This is a genomic window from Klebsiella planticola (genome assembly GCF_000783935.2).
Classification (GTDB): domain Bacteria; phylum Pseudomonadota; class Gammaproteobacteria; order Enterobacterales; family Enterobacteriaceae; genus Klebsiella; species Klebsiella planticola.
In genome coordinates, this window is sequence record NZ_CP026047.1 from 4,210,664 (window position 1) to 4,224,052 (window position 13,389).

General features: G+C 59.1%; 10 protein-coding genes. 4 read left to right on the forward strand and 6 right to left on the reverse strand.

Translation table 11 applies throughout. The features are described 5' to 3' along the window. Positions 1–7 precede the first annotated feature (7 nt). The 3 genes from paaK to paaY all read left to right on the forward strand — a co-directional run bounded on the left by paaK (position 8) and on the right by paaY (position 2,986). Entirely contained in the window at positions 8–1,324 is a 1,317-nt protein-coding gene (gene paaK, locus MC50_RS20220) for a phenylacetate--CoA ligase PaaK (protein WP_032700076.1), read from the forward strand. 129 nt (positions 1,325–1,453) lie between these two features. Next, positions 1,454–2,380: a phenylacetic acid degradation operon negative regulatory protein PaaX gene (gene paaX / locus MC50_RS20225; RefSeq protein WP_163922586.1), complete on the forward strand. Its 927-nt coding sequence runs from the start codon at positions 1,454–1,456 to the stop codon at positions 2,378–2,380. A gap of 9 nt (positions 2,381–2,389) precedes the next feature. Next, positions 2,390–2,986 (forward strand): phenylacetic acid degradation protein PaaY, encoded by a 597-nt coding sequence (gene paaY / locus MC50_RS20230; protein WP_032687964.1) that lies wholly within the window; start codon positions 2,390–2,392, stop codon positions 2,984–2,986. Between the two features lie 267 nt (positions 2,987–3,253). Here the strand turns inward: paaY and azoR are convergent, their stop codons facing one another. Further along, complete coding sequence (gene azoR, locus MC50_RS20240; protein WP_032687963.1) at positions 3,254–3,859, reverse strand: FMN-dependent NADH-azoreductase; 606 nt, start codon at positions 3,857–3,859, stop codon at positions 3,254–3,256. A 258-nt stretch (positions 3,860–4,117) separates the two neighbouring features. Between azoR and hrpA the strand changes: the two genes are divergently transcribed. Beyond that, positions 4,118–7,963, forward strand: a complete 3,846-nt coding sequence (hrpA, locus tag MC50_RS20245) for an ATP-dependent RNA helicase HrpA (protein WP_267284456.1) — start codon at positions 4,118–4,120, stop codon at positions 7,961–7,963. A 119-nt stretch (positions 7,964–8,082) separates the two neighbouring features. Here the strand turns inward: hrpA and MC50_RS20250 are convergent, their stop codons facing one another. The 5 genes from MC50_RS20250 to MC50_RS20270 are packed head-to-tail and all read right to left on the reverse strand — an operon-like array spanning position 8,083 to position 13,331. Continuing rightward, positions 8,083–8,742, reverse strand: coding sequence for an O-methyltransferase (locus tag MC50_RS20250; protein WP_047664826.1), 660 nt, complete (start codon positions 8,740–8,742; stop codon positions 8,083–8,085). Between the two features lie 15 nt (positions 8,743–8,757). Continuing rightward, a complete protein-coding gene (locus MC50_RS20255; protein ID WP_047664827.1) occupies positions 8,758–10,137 on the reverse strand; it encodes an efflux transporter outer membrane subunit in 1,380 nt (459 codons plus the stop codon). Beyond that, positions 10,134–11,219, reverse strand: coding sequence for an HlyD family secretion protein (locus MC50_RS20260; protein WP_032696322.1), 1,086 nt, complete (start codon positions 11,217–11,219; stop codon positions 10,134–10,136). Before MC50_RS20260 ends, MC50_RS20255 begins: the two co-directional genes overlap by 4 nt. Before the next feature lie 28 nt (positions 11,220–11,247). Further along, positions 11,248–12,900, reverse strand: a complete 1,653-nt coding sequence (locus MC50_RS20265; RefSeq protein ID WP_032687958.1) for an MFS transporter — start codon at positions 12,898–12,900, stop codon at positions 11,248–11,250. After that, positions 12,900–13,331: a MarR family winged helix-turn-helix transcriptional regulator gene (locus MC50_RS20270; RefSeq protein WP_047664828.1), complete on the reverse strand. Its 432-nt coding sequence runs from the start codon at positions 13,329–13,331 to the stop codon at positions 12,900–12,902. Before MC50_RS20270 ends, MC50_RS20265 begins: the two co-directional genes overlap by 1 nt. Positions 13,332–13,389 lie beyond the last annotated feature (58 nt).

Sequence of the window (13,389 nt, forward strand, 5' to 3'; positions counted from 1 at the left end):
CCCTAAAATGATAACTAATACAAAATTAGATCCGATTGAAACTGCTTCTCGTGACGAATTACAAGCTTTGCAAACCCAGCGCCTGAAATGGACGCTGAAACATGCCTATGACAATGTGCCGATGTACCGGCGTAAATTTGACGCGGCGGGCGTCCATCCTGAGGATTTTCGCGAACTGAGCGACCTGAGCAAATTCCCGTGTACCACCAAACAGGATCTGCGCGATAACTATCCGTTTGATACCTTTGCGGTACCGATGGAACAAATTGTGCGTATTCATGCCTCTTCCGGCACCACCGGCAAACCGACGGTGGTGGGCTATACGCAGAATGATATCGACACCTGGGCCAATATCGTTGCCCGTTCGCTGCGCGCCGCCGGCGGTACGGCAAAAGATAAAATTCATGTTGCCTACGGCTACGGGCTATTCACCGGCGGTCTCGGCGCGCACTACGGCGCAGAGCGCCTGGGAGCCACGGTGATCCCGATGTCCGGCGGCCAGACGGAAAAACAGGCACAGCTGATCCGCGATTTCCAGCCGGACATGATTATGGTGACGCCTTCCTACTGCCTGAACCTGATTGAAGAGCTGGAGCGCCAGATGGGCGGCGACGCCAGCCGCTGCTCGCTGCGGGTCGGCGTCTTCGGCGCCGAGCCGTGGACGCTGGCGATGCGGGGGGAGATTGAGCGTCGGCTGGGGATCTCCGCGCTGGATATTTACGGCCTGTCGGAAGTGATGGGGCCGGGGGTAGCGATGGAGTGTCTGGAAACCGCCGACGGTCCGACTATCTGGGAAGATCACTTCTTCCCGGAAGTGGTTAACCCCAACGACGGTACGCCGCTGGCGGATGGCGAACACGGCGAGCTGCTGTTTACCACACTGACCAAAGAGGCGCTGCCGGTGATTCGCTACCGTACTCGCGATCTGACCCGCCTGCTGCCGGGCACCGCGCGCACCATGCGCCGGATGGATCGCATCAGCGGGCGCAGTGACGATATGCTGATTATTCGCGGGGTCAACGTCTTCCCGTCGCAACTGGAAGAGGAGATTCTGAAAGTCGAGCATCTGTCGCCGCACTATCAGCTGGAAGTCAATCGTCGCGGCCATCTTGATTCACTTTCGGTCCGCGTCGAGTTGAAAGAGAGCAGCTTGTCGCTGAGTCATGAGCAGCGCTGCCAGATCTGCCATCAGCTGCGTCACCGAATTAAGTCGATGGTCGGGATCTCGACGGATATTAGCATCGTCAACTGCGGAAGTATCCCTCGCTCGGAAGGCAAGGCCTGCCGCGTCTCCGACCTGCGCAAAATCGTCGCCAACGGTTAAGCCGAGTCTTCCCGGGTGGCGGCTTGCGCCGACCCGGGCACCAGACCCGATCCCCGGTAAGCCTGCGCTACCGGGGATTTTCCTGTGCTATGATTCAGAAAGGACAACAATAACAACAGAATGAATCAAATGAGTAAACTCGATACTTTTATTCAACAGGCGGTCGAAGCGATGCCAATCAGCGGCACTTCGCTGATCGCCTCGCTGTACGGAGATTCCTTGCTACAGCGCGGTGGAGAAGTGTGGCTCGGCAGCGTGGCCGCGCTGCTGGAAGGGCTGGGCTTTGGCGAACGGTTCGTGCGCACGGCGCTGTTCCGGCTGAACAAAGAGGAGTGGCTGGATGTGGTACGCATCGGCCGACGCAGTTTCTATCGTCTGAGCGACAAAGGGCTGCGTCTGACGCGCCGGGCGGAGCATAAAATCTACCGCGCCAGCGCGCCGGAATGGGACGGGACCTGGCTGCTGCTGCTGTCGGAAGGGCTGGAGAAAAATCAGCTGGCGGAAGTGAAAAAGCAGCTGCTGTGGCAAGGCTTTGGCGCCCTGGCACCGAGTCTGCTTGCCTCGCCATCGCAAAAAATGGCCGATGTCCAGTCGCTGCTGCACGAAGCGGGCGTGGCGGAAAACGTGATCTGTTTTGAAGCCCATTCGCCATTGGCGCTCTCCCAGGCGGCGCTGCGCGCCCGTGTGGAAGAGTGCTGGCATTTGACCGAGCAGAACACGATGTACGACACCTTTATTGCACTGTTTCGCCCGCTGCTACCGCTGCTGCGCGATGCCGATGCCGACGAGTTAACGCCGCAACGTTGCTTCCAGATCCAGCTGCTGCTGATCCATTTCTATCGTCGCGTGGTGCTCAAAGATCCGCTGCTGCCGGAGGAGCTACTGCCTGCGCACTGGGCCGGACAAACCGCGCGCCAGCTGTGCATCAATATTTACCAGCGGGTCGCTCCCGGCGCGCTGACCTTCGTCGGCGAAAAAGGGGAAAGCTCGGTGGGGGAACTGCCTGCGCCGGGGCCGCTCTATTATCAGCGTTTTGGCGGTTTGCCAGGCGCCTAAGGAGGCTTGATGCCGATTTATCAGATTGACGGTATGACTCCCGTTGTGCCGGATGAAAGCTACGTGCATCCCACGGCGGTACTGATTGGCGATGTGATCCTCGGGAAAGGCGTGTACGTTGGCCCTAATGCCAGCCTGCGCGGCGATTTTGGGCGGATTGTGGTTAAAGACGGCGCTAACATTCAGGATAACTGCGTGATGCACGGCTTCCCCGGTCAGGATACGGTGGTGGAGGAGGACGGGCATATCGGCCACGGGGCAATTCTTCACGGCTGCGTCATTGGCCGCAACGCGCTGGTGGGAATGAGCGCGGTGATTATCGACGGCGCGACCATCGGTGAGAACAGCATTGTCGGCGCATCGGCGTTTGTGAAGGCGAAAGCGGAGATGCCGGCCAACCATCTGATTGTCGGCAGTCCGGCAAAAGCGATCCGCACCTTAAGCGAGCAGGAAATCGCGTGGAAAAAACAGGGGACGCGGGAATACCAGGTGCTGGTGGAGCGCTGCAAGCAGTCGCTGCATCAGGTGGAGCCGTTAAAAGAAGCCGAGCCGGAGAGAAAACGGCTGGAGTTTGACGAGAACCTGCGGCCGAAATCATCATCCTGAACAAGAGCCCTTGGGCATCGGGGGCCTCATATTTAGCCCGCTCGCGAAAGAGTGCAGGGTGCGCCTGAATCGCCGCCAGCACTTTTGCCGCGAGTTCCATGGGGTTACGTCGCCTGGATTACCGGCTTTAATGCTATCCACGCTGCTTTCCAGCGCTTGCGCCATTTTAGTCGAAGACGCCTTCAGCTGCATTCTACGAGGCGGTGCGTAAGGGGAATGGGGAGAGGGCGAAAAAAACACTCCCACCGGGCGGTGGGAGTGGAAATCTTATGCTGCAACCACGCTGTCGATGGCCGCTTTGGCATCGGACTGCGCTTTGGCTGCGACTTCCGGACCATAAGCAATGCCTTCTGCGAAGACAAAGTTCACGTCGGTGATACCGATGAAGCCGAGGAAGGTAGACAGGTACGGCGTGACCAGGTCGGTCGGGGTGTCTTTATGGATACCGCCACGGCTGGTCAGCACAACCGCACGTTTACCGGTAACCAGACCTTCTGGTCCTTTTTCGGTGTAGCGGAAGGTCACACCGGCGCGAGCCACCAGGTCGAAGTAGTTTTTCAGCTGGGTCGGGATGTTGAAGTTATACATCGGCGCCGCGATGACAATCACGTCATTCGCTTTCAGCTCGGCGATCAGTTCGTCGGACAGCGCCAGCGCTTCCTGCTGACGCGGCGTCAGCGGGGCATCGCTCGGACGCAGCGCGCCAACCAGTTCACCATCCAGTACCGGAATCGGATTGGCTGCCAGGTCACGCACGGTGATAACATCGTCAGCGTGCTGTTCGCGCCATTGTTCAACAAAATAGTCGGACAGCTGACCGGATTGTGAGTACCCTGCCAGAATACTGGATTTCAGTACTAATACTTTGCTCATGGGTGTTTCCTTATATGAGATTGACGGGTCGATGCCCTGGTGCTTGTTGACACTGTATTCACAATCATGCCACAGAGAAAGCGCAATAAATCGAACCCTGTATTCAATTTTTTTGAACAAGGCATGCGATTCGCAGATGTGGTAATATACAGCAATACATCACAAGAGATTTTTCCCGGCAGTGCACTGCCCGATAACGCTATGACAGAACAACAAAAGTTCACCTTCTCTCAGCTATTCCAACGGCTTGATGGCCTGATGCTGCGTGATAAGTCACGCTTTTCCCGTCGCCTGCATGGCGTGAAGAAGGTTAAAAATCCTGAAGCCCAGCAGACTATTCTTCAGGAGATGGCGCAGGAGATCGAACAAGCCGCAGGGAGAGTCCTGCTGCGTGAAGCCTCGCGCCCAACGATTACCTACCCGGAAAATCTGCCGGTCAGCCAGAAAAAAGAGGAGATTTTGCAGGCGGTTCGCGACCATCAGGTGGTTATCGTGGCAGGGGAGACCGGCTCCGGTAAAACCACCCAGCTGCCGAAAATCTGCATGGAGCTGGGGCGCGGGGTGAAAGGGCTGATTGGCCATACGCAGCCGCGTCGTCTGGCGGCGCGCACCGTGGCCAACCGTATCGCCGAAGAGCTGCAAAGCGAACCGGGCGGCTGCATCGGTTATAAAGTTCGTTTTAGCGACCACGTTAGCGACAACACCATGGTCAAGCTGATGACCGACGGTATTCTGCTGGCGGAAATCCAGCAGGATCGGCTGTTGATGCAGTACGACACCATCATCATCGATGAAGCGCACGAACGTAGCCTGAACATCGACTTCCTGCTCGGCTATTTACGGGAACTGCTGCCGCGTCGCCCGGACCTGAAAATTATCATCACTTCGGCAACCATCGACCCGGAACGATTTTCGCGCCACTTTAACCACGCGCCGATTATCGAAGTGTCCGGCCGAACTTACCCGGTGGAAGTGCGCTACCGGCCAATCGTTGAAGATGCCGACGATACCGAACGCGATCAGCTGCAGGCGATCTTCGATGCCGTTGATGAACTGGGACGTGAAAGTCCCGGCGATATCCTGATCTTTATGAGCGGCGAGCGCGAAATTCGCGATACCGCCGATGCGCTCAATAAGCTCAATCTGCGCCATACCGAAGTCCTGCCGCTGTATGCGCGGCTGTCGAACAGCGAACAGAACCGCGTCTTCCAGTCCCACAGCGGGCGGCGGATCGTGCTGGCGACCAACGTCGCCGAAACCTCGTTGACCGTTCCGGGCATTAAGTACGTTATCGATCCCGGTACCGCGCGCATCAGCCGCTATAGCTATCGTACCAAGGTGCAGCGTCTGCCGATTGAGCCGGTTTCTCAGGCCTCTGCTAACCAGCGTAAAGGCCGCTGCGGCCGTGTGTCTGAAGGGATCTGTATTCGTCTCTATTCGGAAGACGATTTCCTCTCGCGCCCGGAATTTACCGACCCGGAAATTCTGCGTACTAACCTGGCGTCGGTGATCCTGCAAATGACCGCGCTGGGCCTCGGTGATATTGCCGCGTTCCCGTTCGTTGAAGCGCCGGATAAGCGCAATATCCAGGACGGCGTGCGTCTGCTCGAGGAGCTGGGGGCGATTACCACCGACGAGCAGCAGACCGCCTATAAGCTGACGCCGATGGGCCGTCAGCTCAGCCAGCTGCCGGTTGACCCGCGCCTGGCGCGGATGGTGCTGGAAGCACAAAAACACGGCTGCGTGCGCGAGGCGATGATCATCACCTCGGCGCTGTCGATTCAGGACCCGCGCGAGCGCCCGATGGACAAGCAGCAGGCCTCCGATGAGAAACATCGCCGTTTCCACGATAAAGAGTCCGACTTCCTGGCGTTTGTGAACCTGTGGAACTACCTCGGCGAGCAGCAAAAGGCGCTCTCCTCGAACCAGTTCCGTCGCCAGTGCCGCACCGATTTTCTCAACTATCTGCGGGTGCGTGAATGGCAGGATATCTACACCCAGCTGCGCCAGGTGGTGAAAGAGCTGGGGCTGCCGATTAACAGCGAGCCGGCGGAGTATCGCGAAATCCATACCGCGCTGCTGACCGGTCTGCTGTCGCACATCGGGATGAAAGATAACGATAAGCAGGAGTTTACCGGGGCGCGCAATGCGCGTTTCTCTATCTTCCCGGGATCCGGTTTGTTCAAGAAACCGCCGAAGTGGACGATGGTCGCCGAACTGGTGGAAACCAGCCGCCTGTGGGGACGGATTGCCGCCCGCATCGACCCGGAATGGATAGAACCGGTGGCGCAGCACCTGCTTAAACGGTCATACAGCGAACCGCACTGGGAGCGGGCGCAGGGGGCGGTGATGGCGACGGAGAAAGTGACCGTCTACGGTCTGCCGATCGTCGCCGCCCGTAAAGTGAACTATAGCCAGATAGACCCGGCGTTGTGCCGCGAGCTGTTTATCCGCCATGCGCTGGTGGAAGGGGACTGGCAGACGCGTCACGCCTTCTTCCGCGACAACAACAGGCTGCGCACGGAAATTGAAGAGCTGGAGCATAAATCGCGCCGCCGCGACATTCTGGTGGATGACGATACGCTGTTCGATTTCTATGACCAGCGTATCAGCCATGACGTTATTTCCGCGCGTCACTTCGATAAGTGGTGGAAAGCGGCCAGCCGCGACACGCCGGATCTGCTCAACTTTGAAAAGAGTATGCTGATCAAAGAGGGGGCGGAGCAGGTCAGCAAGCTGGACTATCCGAACTTCTGGCATCAGGGCAACCTGAAGCTGCGGTTGACCTATCAGTTTGAACCGGGCGCTGATGCCGATGGGGTGACGGTACATATTCCGCTGCCGTTGCTCAACCAGGTCGAAGAGGCCGGATTTGAGTGGCAGATTCCCGGTCTGCGCCGTGAGCTGATTATCGCGCTGATCAAATCGCTGCCAAAACCGGTGCGGCGTAATTTCGTGCCGGCGCCGAACTACGCCGAGGCGTTTTTAGGCCGCGCGACGCCGCTGGAGCTGCCGCTGCTGGATTCGCTGGAGCGCGAGCTGCGGCGTATGAGCGGCGTGACCATCGACCGCGAAGCCTGGCAGTGGGAACAGGTGCCCGATCATCTGAAAATCACCTTCCGGGTGGTGGATGACCAGAACAAAAAGCTCGCGGAAGGGCGCTCGCTGCAGGAGTTAAAAGAGGCCTTGAAGGGCAAAGTGCAGGAGACGCTTTCTGCCGTTGCCGACGATGGTATCGAGCAGAGCGGGCTGCATATCTGGAGTTTCGGTCAACTGCCGGAGAGCTACGAGCAAAAACGCGGCAACTATAAGGTGAAAGCCTGGCCGGCGCTGGTGGATGAACGCGACAGCGTGGCGATTAAGCTGTTTGATAATCCGCTGGAGCAGCAGCAGGCGATGTGGCAGGGGCTGCGCCGTCTGCTGCTGCTCAATATCCCGTCGCCGATTAAGTATCTGCATGAGAAGCTGCCGAATAAAGCCAAGCTGGGGCTCTATTTTAACCCTTATGGCAAAGTGCTGGATCTGATTGATGACTGTATCTCCTGTGGCGTCGATAAACTTATCGATGAGGCGGGCGGCCCGGTGTGGAGCGAGGAGGATTTCGCGAAACTGCACGATAAGGTGCGCGCCGAACTGAATGAGACGGTGGTGGAGATAGCCAAACAGGTCGAACAGATTCTGACCGCGGTGTTTAACATCAATAAGCGGTTGAAAGGGCGCGTCGACATGAGCATGGCGCTGGGGCTGTCGGATATTAAGGCGCAGATGGGCGGGCTGGTCTATCGCGGCTTCGTGACCGGCAACGGTTTCCGCCGACTGGGGGATACCCTGCGCTATCTGCAGGCGATTGAAAAACGACTGGAGAAAATGGCCATCGATCCGCACCGCGACCGGGTGCAGATGCTCAAAGTGGAGAGCATCCAGCAGGCCTGGCAGCAGTGGCTGAATAAGCTACCGCCGGGGCGGCGTGGGGATGCGGATGTGCAGGAGATTCGCTGGATGATTGAGGAGCTGCGCGTCAGCTTCTTCGCCCAGCAGCTCGGAACGCCATATCCCATCTCCGACAAGCGGGTGCTGCAGGCTATGGAACAAATCGTCGCGTAAGCGACGATTTGCAAGCTGCGGACGTTCCCGCTGGCGCGGGCGACGGGGTTTAAGCAATCGCTTGACCTGCTTACCCGGATAACGGCGTCGCGCCGCTGTCCGGGCAGCGTCGCGGATGATTAGCCGTTCACCCACGCCAGCGTAAACCCATCCCAGCCTTTACTGCCTACCGTTTGCAGCGCCGTGACCGTCAGACGCGGATCGTCGGCCATCATCTCGATAAAGCGTCGCACCCCCTGCACGCGATCGTCCTCGCTGTGCGGGTTCGCCACCTCGCCGTCGCGCACCACGTTATCGCCGATAATCAATGTTCCCGCTCGGGAATAACGCAAGGCCCAGCGTAAATAGTCGGGGTTACTGGGTTTGTCGGCATCAATAAAAATCAGATCAAAAGGCGGGCGATCGCCGAGGGATTCGAGGGTCTGCAGCGCCGGACCTTCCCGCAGCGTAACCTGCTCATCGACCCCTGCCAGGCGCAGATTTTCTCGGGCCACCGCGGCATGGTGCGGATCGGCCTCCAGGGTCAGCAGCTCGCCATCTTCCGGCAGCTCACGAGCCATCCAGATGGTGCTGTATCCGCCGAGTGTACCGATTTCCAGCACCCGCTGCGCCCTCACCATGCGCACCAGCAGCGCCAGAAACTGCCCCTGATTCGCGGCGACGTCAAAAGCGGGCAGCCCGGCGCGCTGATTATTCGCCAGCACCTGGCTGAGCAGCGGATCGTGGGGAATTAAAGTATCAATCAGATAACTGTCTACGGCAGACCATTGTTGTTGCATAGGCGATTTCCCGCGTTACGTCCCTGATGAGTCAGACCAGCCGCCTCCCAGCGACCGGTATAAATCCACCTGCGCCAGCAGCAGATTGTTTTTCACCTGCACAACGCTAATCTGCGTAGCGAACAGCGTGCGCTGGGCGTCCAGTACGTCAAGATAGGAGGAGTAGCCGTTACGGTAGCGATTCTGCGCAATGCGCAAGGTTTCCTGCGCCACCTCCTGTTGACTGAGGAGTTCATTTAACTGCTCGCCATAGCGGGCGATGGCATCAAGACTGTCATTCACTTCCTGAAACGCGCCGCGCACCGTCTTCTCATAACCGTACAGCGCCTGGTTGCGCTGCGCCATCGACACATCCACCTGCGCATTGAGCGCCTGGCGGTTGAGCAACGGGGCGAGAATACTGCCGCCAAGGCTCCACAGCCGCAGCGGGTTATCGAGCAGGTCCGGCAGAGTCCGATCCTGCAGGCTACCGGTGGCGGTCAAATTGATCGACGGCAGGAGCTGCGCCTGCGATGAGGCGAGCGTGGCATCGGCGGCAATCAGCTGCCGCTGGGCCTGAACGATATCCGGACGGCGGTTCAGGAGCGTGGAGGGCAGCTGGGACGGCAGTGCGAGCGGCGTCAGTCGGGCGAAATCCTGACGCTGAATGCTGCCAGGGTTGCTGCCGGTCAGGACGCTCAGGGCGTTCTCTTGCTGAGCTATCTGGTGCTGAAGCGGCGGGATCTGCGAGCGCGTTGAACGCAGTTCGGAATCTGCCTGCATCAGCTCCAGGCGCGAAGTATAGCCGGTCTCAAACTGACGTTTAGCCAGGTTGTACGCGTCCTGGCGCGATTTCAGCGTCTGCCGGGTGACCCGCAGCTGTTCATCCAGCGAGAGCAGCGTCAGATACCCCGCGGCCACCGAAGTGGCGACGGTGAGATCGGCGGCGGCGGCGGCGGCTTTTTGCGCCTCCAGACTCGCCTGCGCGGCGCTGGCCGCGCTGCGGTTGGCGCCCCAGATATCCACATCATAGCTGGCGGTTAATCCGCCTTTGTAGACCGTGCTGTGCACGGGCAGGCCGGTTGCGGCGGACTGCGCCCGCGCGCGGGAGCCGGTCAATGAGGCATCCAGCGCTGGAAAGAGGGTGCTGTCGGTGGCGTAGGCCCGGGCCTGATACTCATTGACCCGTTCACGGGCGATCAGGACATCGCTGTTGTAGCGTAGCGCCTGGTCGACATAGCGATTGAGCTGGCTGTCGTGAAAGTTGCGCCACCATACGCCTTCCACCGGGCTGGTCGGCCCGACAGCGGCACGCCAGGCGGCCGGGATCTGTAATGACGGCCCGGCCCGCTGAACGTCCGCCGATTGACAGCCGATCAGGACCAGGGCCAGCGCGAGAGTCAGCGGGCGGATCATGGCTGCGCTCCCTCGCGTGTATCGATGGTGACCTGCACCGACATCCCCGGGCGCAGTCGCGAACTGTTCTTCTGTCCGTCATTCACGGCAATGCGTACCGGAATGCGCTGGGCGATTTTGACGAAGTTGCCGGTGGCGTTATCCGGGGAGATGGCGCTGAACTCAACGCCGGTCGCCGGCGAGATGCTCTGTACGGTACCGCTGAATGTTTCACCGTTCAGCGCATCAACGCTAAAGGTGGTGGGCTGGCCGATGCGAATTTGTGCCAGCTGGGTCTCTTTCATATTGGCGATCACCCAATGCTGCGGCGGCACCAGCGAGGTTAAGTGGGTACCGGCGCTAACGTAGGCGCCGAGGCGCACGGATATTTGTCCGAGCTGACCGGCGGTGGGGGCGACAATGCGCGTGTTGTTCAGATCGATTTCCGCCAGCTCCAGCGCCGCGCCGGCGCTGGCGACGTCGGCGGCCAGCGCATCGCGGTTTACGATGGTTGATTGCAGATCCTGGCGCGACATTTCCAGCGTTGCTTTTGCCTGTTCGATATCGGCGGAACCTTGCGCCGCGCTGGCCCGGGCAGAATCGCGTTCGCGAATGGACAGTGAACCGTCGGCGGTCAAATCCTGCACGCGTTTTAAATCCGCCTGGTTTTTCTGGTTCTGCGCGCGGGCGTTTTGCAGCGCCGCTTCGTTACGCTGAATGACCGCCTCGGCACTTTTGCGCTGCTGCAGGTTATTTTTCAGCGCCGCCTGTTTCATCGCCAGCGTCGCCTGCGCCTGGTGAACGCGCTGTTTATAGATACGGTCATCAATCTGGAACAGCACCTGTCCCGGTTTGACATTATCAAAATCCTGCACGTTGACGGCGGTGACATAGCCACTGACCTGCGGACTGATAAAGGTGGTCTGTCCGCGCACATAGGCGTTATCGGTGAACTGACTGTGCCGGGTAAACGGCGGCAGTTGCCAGGCGTACAAAATCGCCAGTACGCCGATAAGGCCGATGGCGGCGGCGGTAAAAATAGATACCACGCGGATATTATTGCGGGTGTTGGCCTGTTGCCTGGCCGCATCCTGCTGACTCATAACGACTCCAGAGTAAAAATTATCAATGTTATTTGCTGCCCGTCGCGCGTTTCAGCGCGATACGGGCGGTAACACGCAGTCTTATCAACCGCCAGAACACCCAGATCAGCGTCCCGGCGGAAATCGCCGCGGTCAGAAGATAGGTGTCATTGTAGGCAAGAATATTGGCCTGCAGCGTCGCGGCGTTTTGCAGTAGCGTGCTGGCCTGCACGTTCAGCAGGGTGCTGTCGCCAATCTGGCTTTGGTACAGCTGGCTGTACTGCTGCAGGCGCTCGGTAATTAACGGGTTCAGGGTGGTGAGCTGATCGGCCAACTGACTGGAGTGGAACTTCTCACGCCAGGTCTGGAAGGTGCCGAGAATAGCCGAACCCAGCAGGCCGCCGATATTCTGGCTCATGCCAAACAGCACCGAAAAACTGACCAGGTTGCGCGGGTCGGCAATGACGCCGCCGATCCCGGCGAGCATCGCCGGAGCGAGGAAAAAGGCGCTGCCGAAGCCGAGTAAGAACTGGCTGAACATCAGCTGCTCCGGGCGAGTCAGGATGGTGGACTGACTGTCGAGCAGCGAGGCTATCATAATGCAGGCCAGCGCGGTGGCGATCGGCCAGTAGAGCCGCTGCGGATTGAGGGTCAGACAGCTGGCGACAATCCCGCTGAGGATGCCGGCGAAAATCGACCAGGCCAGGGTGCCCATCTGTTCGTTTTGCAGCCCCGCATACTGTAGCCAGCCGATAACCCCGGTATTTTGCTCCGCCAGGACGATGCGAATAAGCAGCATAATCAACCCCAGGCGCAGGATACTGCCGCTGGAAAGCCAATGCGTATTGAGCAGCGGGTTGCTGCGGTTGTGCTCAAAAACAATGGCCGAGACAATTAACACCACCGCGCCCGCCAGCGACCAGCCAATCCACGGGGCTTCAAACCACCAGTCGAGACGGCCAAGCGACAGGACCGCGCAGACCAGCGCCATCCCAGGCGCCAGCAACATGAAGGTAATGAAATCCTTTTTCTCGAACACCTTTTTCCGATCGCTGGGCGGCAGTTTGAGCACGATAACGCAGGCAAGGGAGATCAGCGCCAGCCCCAGTTCGAAGAAGTAGAGTCCGCGCCATTCGTCAAGCTGTAACAGTTCGGTGGAGAACAGGCGGGCAATGGGGATCGCCAGAGAAGAGCCGGTAATACCAATCGTCAACGCTTTCAAACGATGGCGAGCGGGCCACGCCTGCACCTGATAATAGATACCCAAAGAACTGAGCGCTGCCGCCACCATGCCGTGGGCGGCGCGGACCATCATCGCCGAGCTGAGATCGTTGACGAAGAGGTGAAAAAAGGTCACCAGCACATAGAGCACGAGGAAGCCTTCGGTAAAGGCGCGCAGGCCAAACTGCTGGCGGAATTTCACCAGCAGCAGGTTAATCGACACGTTGGTCATCACGTACACTGCGGGCAGCCAGGCGATTTCGGTGGACCACGCGGCAAAGGTCCCCTGCAGGTTTTGCAGGTTGGCGGTCACGACCGCATTACCCAGCGCGCCGGTCAGGCACACCAGCAGCCCGACGATACCATAGGCGATGCGCTTCGGAGGACTGTGAATCGGCGTGGACGGCGAGCCGAGCAGCGCGGGTTTCTCATGCGGCGCCCAGTCATGAGGGCGATAGGGATTACTCTCGCGGCGCGGCATTATTTTTTCTCCAGCTCGCGCAGCAGTTTTTCCAGCACCCGCTGAGTGTGCTCGCGCTCCTCGGCGCTGATGGAACTGAGGATCTCTTCACGCAGGGCGTCGGCCACGGCTTTGACCTGTTGATAGACCTCAAGCCCCTTCTCGGTGGCGACCAGCAGCCGTTTGCGTTTATCGCGCTCGGTGATAACGCGCTCGACCAGCCCCAGCCCGACAAGGCGATTGACCAGTGGAACGATGGTGGCGCTTTCCACGCCCAGTTCCTGGGCCAGCTCAATTTGCGACAGCGGCTCGGCGTTGCGGGCAATGGCCGCCACCGCGACCCAGCTGGCCTGACTCATTCCGAGGTCTTTCAGCCGGCGATTGACCGCCAGCCGCCAGTGGTGGGCCGTGAGATACAACAAATGGGAAAAGGTAAGCTGGCGGTTATCCATAGTCTTCTTCGTATCCGATCCTGACAAAATCATTAGAGCTCTAACGATTCTATTCCTG